This is a genomic window from Corynebacterium amycolatum SK46, assembly GCF_000173655.1.
Lineage (GTDB): Bacteria > Actinomycetota > Actinomycetes > Mycobacteriales > Mycobacteriaceae > Corynebacterium > Corynebacterium amycolatum_A.
Genome location: NZ_ABZU01000032.1, coordinates 1 through 5,230, shown reverse-complemented (window position 1 = coordinate 5,230; position 5,230 = coordinate 1). Strand labels below are relative to the sequence as shown.

Below are 5,230 nucleotides of genomic sequence, written 5' to 3'. Positions count from 1 at the left end.
AAATCAGACCCTTGAAGCCCTAACCGCCTAGAGTTAAACCAGTCCAACTTTCGGGGGCTAGTTCACTGCGACGGGACGCGCTTTTTTTTAATTAGCTGGGAGGCTAGAAGGTGTGCTCGTTCTTGGCGCCCCGGCAAACGGTCGGCGCAAAATAATTTGGGCGAGCCCCGAAACGAGCCTCCTGTACTCCGCCTTCCCGGCGGTGTGCCCTCAGAATACGTCCGCGTCAAAGCGACCGTCAATAGTTCTTTTTAAAGAAAACCCCAACGGGGGCAATGCGCGCATTTTCCCTGCTAGAACCCTATAGCAAGTACCCCGGCGCAGACAGCGCACGCTATCTCAATGACCGCACCAAGCACGTCGCCGTTGACTCCGCCAAACCTCTTCACGCAATGCCGCGCCAGCAGCAGTGTAACGCCAAAGCTCAGTGCACAAGCGACTACGCCGACGAGCCCAACCACCCAGCCCGACACAGCTAGCAGCAGTATCCACCAGCAGGTCACCGTCACTGTGGACTGAGTACCAGCAGTCAAAGAGCCGAAGCCGCTGCTCGAAAAAGGCGGAAAGCCACGCCAGCAGGCAGTCGTTGCCGCCGCGCGAGAGGCTACAAAAGGCAAGCACAGCGCAACCACCCCAGGCCACACCTGGTCGCCAGACCACTGCGCCAGCACACTCGCCACGATTCCCGCAAAAGCAGTGGCGGTGGTCAACATCGTCAGCACGATGGAGCCCACGCCCATTGGGCCGGTGCTCGGATCGCGCAGCACTTCCCGCGCCCCCTCCGGTGGCTTATACGAGCCGAGAGCATCCGCCACATCCGCCAGCCCATCCAGGTGCATCGCGCGGGTCACCATCTGTGCCGCCACCATAATCAGGGCGCCGCCGAGAATCGGGGTGACGTCGTAAAGCGCGGGCGTGCGTGACGACGACGTTGCGAACAGCCCCACCGTGATGAGAACTGCACCCGCGGCAGGAACGAGCCCAGCTACTGGCAGTGCAGCGATGGCGCGGCGGCCGGTGATGCGGTCGAACACGCTCGCGCCTTTGAAAGGCAGGACAGTGAGCCAGGACAGGGCAGTGGTGATGGCCTCAGCGACGGCATTGCCGTGAGCGGAGGGATCGCCGTCGAGGTTGTCCTGGTGAGACGGGCCGGCTTTGTCGGACAAGTCGATTAGTCCTTGGTGCTTACGCCTGCGTCGGCGAAGGTAGCCATGTTGCGCAGGACGGATACGCCGGACTTGACCAGCGGTAGGGCAGCGACGGCGCCGGAGCCTTCGCCAAGACGCATCCCGTATTCGAGAAGTGGTTCCTTATCCAGGTGTCGAAGGGCAAGCGCGTGCGCGGGCTCTGCCGATTTGTGGCCGGCGACCCACCAATCGCGGGCGCCCGGAGCGAGCTGGTCAGCCAGCAGAGCAGCGGATGTGACAACCACTCCGTCCAAAATCACAGGAGTGCGACGAACCGCTGCCTGAGCCAAGAATGCGGCCATCGCGGTCATATCTGGCGAGGAAATACGACGGAGTACCTCAACCGGGTCATTGCGCAGGCGGCGCACGCGGAACATGGCATCGCGTACGGCAGCGACCTTGAGCTTCCAGCCCTCGTCATCAATGCCAGTGCCGCGGCCGACGACGACCACTGGTTCGGAGTTGGTCACGGACCCAATCAGTGCCGCGGCTGGAGTGGTGTTTCCGATGCCCAGGTCGCCGGCAATGAGCAGGTCAGCGCCTTCATCAACGGCGGCGTCGGCAATAGCGATGCCCGTGCGGATGGCCTTATCGACCTCCTCCTCGCTCATCGCATCCTCGCGGTCGATAGAACCACAGCTGCGACGGATACGGTATGGCCCTTCGGCATCGTGGTCGAGGGAAATGTCCACACCGGTAACAGTGGCTCCAGCGATGTCAGCGATAGCATTTACGCCGGCACCCTTTGCCTCGATATTGGCAAGCATCTGGATAGACACCTCGGACGGGTACGCGGACACCCCGCCCTGGGCAACACCGTGGTCACCAGCGAAGACATAAACACGACAATCGTCCAGGTCACGCGGAGGGCATTCTCCCTGGCACGCCGAAATCCAAATGCCGAGCTCTTCCAACCGACCGAGTGAGCCTGCGGGTTTAGTCAACTGCTCATGGCGCGCGCGGGCGGCCTGTTCAGTCTCTTCGTCAGGGCGTGCTACCGGTCCAAAATAATCCGCGTTCATACTCTCAAACGCTACCCGAAAACGATTTGCGTACCGACCATTGGTGCACAGTTATCCGCATTGCTAAGCAGGCCGACATAGGGGGGGGGAAGCGGCGTGGAGTGAATCTAGCTCGCCGCCTTCACTTCCATGGGGCAGCCAGCCACAACGAGGACAACACGATCACAGACAGCTGCGAGCTGCTGGTTGAGAAGACCAATTTCATCACGGAATAGCCGCCCTGAGCGGTGTTCGGGAATGACACCGAATCCTACTTCGGGCGACACAATGAACAGGTCGGAATCTGCGGGGAAGTTGCGCACGGCGTCGACAAGCGAGTGCGTCCACGGCGCGACGCTGCCCCTCGGCGCCTCCCACATCCCCTGCGCGTCGATGATGTACGTCAGCCAGGTGCCGACATCGTCGAGCAGCATGCGCCGCTTCGGCGACGCGAGAGCATCCACCGCATCGACGTCATCAACCGTGTGCCAGGCCACTCCGTGCTCTCGTGCCTGTGCTTGACGACGAATGCGGTGCTCCTCAACCCTGGAGTGAAAGTCGCTATCACCGGGCCAGGGCCGTGCTGTTGCGATGTAGTGCAACACCGTTGAGGCTGCAGCATCTGAGGCGCCGCCGGTTGAGGCTGCGGCGGTGGCCAGCAGCTCGTGCTCAGCCCATGAGGACTTACCTGAGCGGGCGCCACCGAGAACCAGAGTGCGCATGGCAGATGAGGCTACTTGATCTCGTCGCCGATGTTGACCTGCGGACGCGGAGTACGCAGACGACGCGGCTGAGAAGCGCGGGAGTAAGCGTAGAAGCCCAGTCCCCAGGCCCCTTCGGTGGTCTTCGGGAAGCGCTCGCGTGTCAGCTTGATGGCACGGCGGCCGATGTAGATGCCCTCGATGATCAGGGCGATGATGAGAACCATCGCGATGAGAGATGCGATGTTGGCCAGCTTCGGCAGGGAAGTGCCAATCATCATAATCAGCAGCAGAATCAGCGCGAACGGGAGGAACACGTTAGCGAGGAAGCGACGGGAATCGACCCAGTCGCGGACGAACTTGCGCTCAGCGCCCTGGTCACGTGGCAGCATGTAGCGCGGATCGCCGGCGGCCATGCGCTCGTCGGCAATGCGACGCTGCTCACGTCGCTCTGCTCGCTCGCGTGCCTTGGCAGCCTTGAGTTCTTCCTTGGACATGGAGGCCTTGAGTTCCTTGCGACGCTGGCGAGCTTCCTTAGCGGTCAGCGGCGCCTCGACCGGGCCACGGCGGATGCCGCGTTCGCGCTCAACCTCGTTGCGCTTCGGAGTGGGGCGCCCCTTCTTGGGAGTAAAAGCACCGCTGTGCTTCTTCCCGGGCTGCTGAGACCCCGAAGCGGTGTCCTTGACTCCGCTGGATGCGGTCGCGTCGGTGGCTACGTCTCCGGCGTTGGTTGCGTCAGCTTTCGTTGCGTCAGCTGCCTTGGACTTTTTGTCATTCTTTTTCCACGGTAGATTCACGACCCCAGATTATAAGGTCTCCAAGTTGCTTCCCTAATTAGGTTGCAGGTTGAGGGCCAGGGGTTGGGCAAGGGGCGTGGTTTTTGGCGTGGCCGCCGCGTGGGGTGGGAGGCGGAGAGAGCTCGGTTGTGGCGTGGGAAGCCGTGGTGTGGTTGCAATGTGGAGGCAAGAGGAGGCTTTCCGAAAAAGAGAAAGAAAAAGAGAACCCAGAATTGGGAATTAAAGACTGGTCGGTAAGGTTGTGATAAATAATGACGTAGCCGACCTTGGGGTCGACTCGCATACTTAAACACTTCAACAAGGAGGACACGCGCTATGACTACTGCTCAGAGCACTGGCGTTACCCTGACCGAAGCTGCGGCTGCCAAGGCAAAGGCACTTCTGGACCAAGAAGGTGCCACCGACCTGGCACTGCGTATTTCCGTGGCTCCGGGCGGCTGCGCCGGCCTGCGCTACCAGCTCTACTTCGATGACCGCAGCCTCGACGGCGATGTCGCCGAGGTTTTCGGTGGCGTCAAGCTGGTCGTTGATCGCCAGTCGGTTCCGTACCTGTCGGGTGCCACCATCGACTTCGCTGACACCATTGAGCAGCAGGGCTTCACCATCGATAACCCGAATGCCACTGGCTCCTGTGCTTGCGGTGACTCCTTCAACTAAGTCATTAGCTGAGCAGAGCTGTCAGCAGACGCTGTAAAGGCGTCGGATAGTAAAAGGCTCGGACCTCACTCTTATTAACTGAGTGAGGTCCGAGCCTTTTCTTTTGGTTGCGCCAGCTGTGGTGGCAGCCTGCCGGGGCAGGATGGGGCTGAAGCGCGGGGACCGTCGTAAAGCGAACTAGCGAGCTAGAGCTCGACGGGGTAGTCGCGCTGCTCGATGTCCGGAGTGATGCGGTCTTCGATGAAGATGCCGTGCCAGACCATGAAGGCCAGGATGGTCCAGAGGCGGCGGGAGTGGTCGCGCTCGGTCGGGTGGTGCTCGGCGAGCATCTTGAGCACGGCGTCCTTATTGATGAACTCTTCGGTCTGGGACTCGCGGATGATGTCCTCGGCCCAGCCGTGCAGTTCGTCGCCTGCCAGCCAGTGGCGAATCGGCACCGGGAAGCCCAGTTTGCGACGGTTGAGAACGTGCTCCGGAACAATCTGCTCCATGGCGCGACGCAGTGCGTACTTGGTGGTGCCGTGAGAAACACGCATGTCCACCGGCAGCGTCTGTGCAACGTCAAAGACCACACGGTCGAGGAACGGCACGCGCAGCTCCAGGGAGTTAGCCATGGTGATCTTGTCGGCCTTGACCAGAATGTCGCCACGCAACCAGGTGAACAGATCCAAGTGCTGCATCCGAGTCACCGGGTCCCAGCTTTCAGACTGCGCGTAAATTGGGGCAGTGACATCGCTGTGGTCCCATTCCTTCTTGGCCCACGGCAGGACTTCCTGCAGCTGCTCAAAGTTAAAGGAACGAGCATTGCCGTAGTAGCGCTGCTCCAGCGGAGTAGTGCCTCGCTGCAGCAGCGACTTGCCGCGCATGCCCTCTGGCAGAGCTTCGCC

General features: G+C 61.2%; 6 protein-coding genes. 1 reads left to right on the top strand and 5 read right to left on the bottom strand.

Features of this window, described 5'->3' with window-relative positions; translation table 11 throughout:
- Nucleotides 1–293: 293 nt before the first annotated feature.
- The 4 genes from CORAM0001_RS10700 to CORAM0001_RS10685 all read right to left on the bottom strand — a co-directional run bounded on the left by CORAM0001_RS10700 (nt 294) and on the right by CORAM0001_RS10685 (nt 3,686).
- A complete protein-coding gene (locus CORAM0001_RS10700) occupies nt 294–1,166 on the bottom strand; it encodes an adenosylcobinamide-GDP ribazoletransferase (protein ID WP_005511999.1) in 873 nt (290 codons plus the stop codon).
- A gap of 5 nt (nt 1,167–1,171) precedes the next feature.
- The gene (cobT, locus tag CORAM0001_RS10695) at nt 1,172–2,209 is read right to left on the bottom strand and encodes a nicotinate-nucleotide--dimethylbenzimidazole phosphoribosyltransferase (protein ID WP_005512001.1); all 1,038 of its coding nucleotides are present in this window, start codon (nt 2,207–2,209) and stop codon (nt 1,172–1,174) included.
- Nucleotides 2,210–2,316: 107 nt separating this feature from the next.
- On the bottom strand, nt 2,317–2,910 hold the full coding sequence (locus CORAM0001_RS10690) for a bifunctional adenosylcobinamide kinase/adenosylcobinamide-phosphate guanylyltransferase (protein WP_005512005.1): 594 nt from the start codon (nt 2,908–2,910) through the stop codon (nt 2,317–2,319).
- Between the two features lie 11 nt (nt 2,911–2,921).
- Complete coding sequence (locus CORAM0001_RS10685; RefSeq protein ID WP_005512003.1) at nt 2,922–3,686, bottom strand: DUF3043 domain-containing protein; 765 nt, start codon at nt 3,684–3,686, stop codon at nt 2,922–2,924.
- 315 nt (nt 3,687–4,001) lie between these two features.
- Here CORAM0001_RS10685 and CORAM0001_RS10680 point away from each other — a divergent pair, with 315 nt between their 5' ends.
- On the top strand, nt 4,002–4,343 hold the full coding sequence (locus tag CORAM0001_RS10680) for a HesB/IscA family protein (RefSeq protein ID WP_005512007.1): 342 nt from the start codon (nt 4,002–4,004) through the stop codon (nt 4,341–4,343).
- A 185-nt stretch (nt 4,344–4,528) separates the two neighbouring features.
- On the opposite strand, the gene CORAM0001_RS10675 is transcribed toward CORAM0001_RS10680, so the two are convergent.
- Nucleotides 4,529–5,230: asparagine synthetase B family protein (locus tag CORAM0001_RS10675; protein ID WP_040361992.1), on the bottom strand; the 702-nt coding region annotated here is incomplete at its 5' end.